The 1,296-nt window shown below is 68.8% G+C and carries 1 protein-coding gene; it reads right to left on the bottom strand.

The window, feature by feature from the left end; all coding sequences use genetic code 11:
* Window positions 1-22: 22 nt before the first annotated feature.
* Window positions 23-1,057, bottom strand: a complete 1,035-nt coding sequence (locus tag KWI83_RS37690) for an IS110 family transposase (RefSeq protein WP_308122409.1) — start codon at window positions 1,055-1,057, stop codon at window positions 23-25.
* Window positions 1,058-1,296: the final 239 nt, after the last annotated feature.

Below are 1,296 nucleotides of genomic sequence, written 5' to 3'. Positions count from 1 at the left end.
GACCTCATAGCGCCTCTGTGTGTCAAGCAGCTTGAGCGAGGTGGTTCCGTTGATCTCGTTTCATGATCCGGTAGACCACGTTGGAGAGGCGTCGCTTGAGGGCCCTGCGAGCCTCCGAAGGCGTCTTCCCCTCACTGATCTTGCGGAGGTAGTAGTCCTGCCCGCGTCCGCCGTCGCGGATCTGGCAGACGGCGATGGTGTGCAGCACCGAGTTCAGCGCACGGTTGCCGCCGGTGTTGAGCCGGTGGCGAACGTTGTTGCCGCTGGAGGCGTCCAGGGGTGCGCTGCCGGTATAGCTGGCGAAGTGGTGCTCGGTGGGGAACCGGCTGATGTCCCCGATGTGGCCGAGGACCTTCGCGGCCAGCACGGTGCCCAGGCCCGGCAGGGTGGTCAGCGTGGTGCGGGTCGCGGCGATCGCCTCGCGCATCTCGGCTTCGTTGTCCTTGACCTGCCGGTCCAGGCGGCGCAGGTCGGCCAGCAGGTCACGGGCTATGTCCCGACGGCAGTTGTCGGTGGCTGTGACCGGCCTGATGCCCTTCATAAGGGTAGCGGCTTTGTCGGCCGACAGGCCGGTGGGTGCTCCGCCGGGCAGGAGATCACGCAGGACGGCGTGGAGTCGGTTGAGGACGCGGGTGCGTTCGTGGACCAGGTCGTCCCGCCGCTCGGTCAGCAGCCGCAGGATCGTGGTCTGGTCTTCTGGGACCACGGGGCGCAAGTCATGGCGGAAGAGGGCGACCTGGGCGACGTGGAGGGCGTCCTTGGCATCGGTCTTGCGGTCTCCGCCGGTGGCCAGCAGCCGGGCCCGGGCCGACAGGGTGGAGGGCACATCGACCACCTTCTCGCCCGCGGCGGCCAACTGCTGGGCGAGCGAGCGGCCCAGGCCGCCGGCGCCCTCGACCGCGAAACGGCGGTCGGGCCACTGCTCGCACCAGCGCATCAGCTGGCGGAAGGTTCCGGCGTTGACGGCGAACCGGCGCTGGGCCACCTGGTGGCCTGCAGCGTCGACGGCGACGGCGGTGTGGGACGACTTGTGGGGATCGACACCGATCAGGATCACAGGCTGCTGCCCTCGCACTCGATGAGACCGGAAGGGGGGTGCGGCGGGCACCCTGACTTGAAGTCATTGCGTCACCTTCATGCCTCTGTCGAGCCACACCGCGCGGGTGTCGGCCGGCGGCGGCACGCTATCAGTGAGCCAGCCCGAGGGCGGCAAGGAGCACTGCGGGCCCATGCCGACCGACACCCTGGACGCTACGGCTGCAGACCGAGCATCTGGGGTCGATTCAACAAGTCAGG

It is taken from the genome of Streptomyces sp. TRM70350 (genome assembly GCF_019219825.1).
Lineage (GTDB): Bacteria > Actinomycetota > Actinomycetes > Streptomycetales > Streptomycetaceae > Streptomyces.
This window is presented reverse-complemented; position numbering and strand designations above follow the sequence as displayed.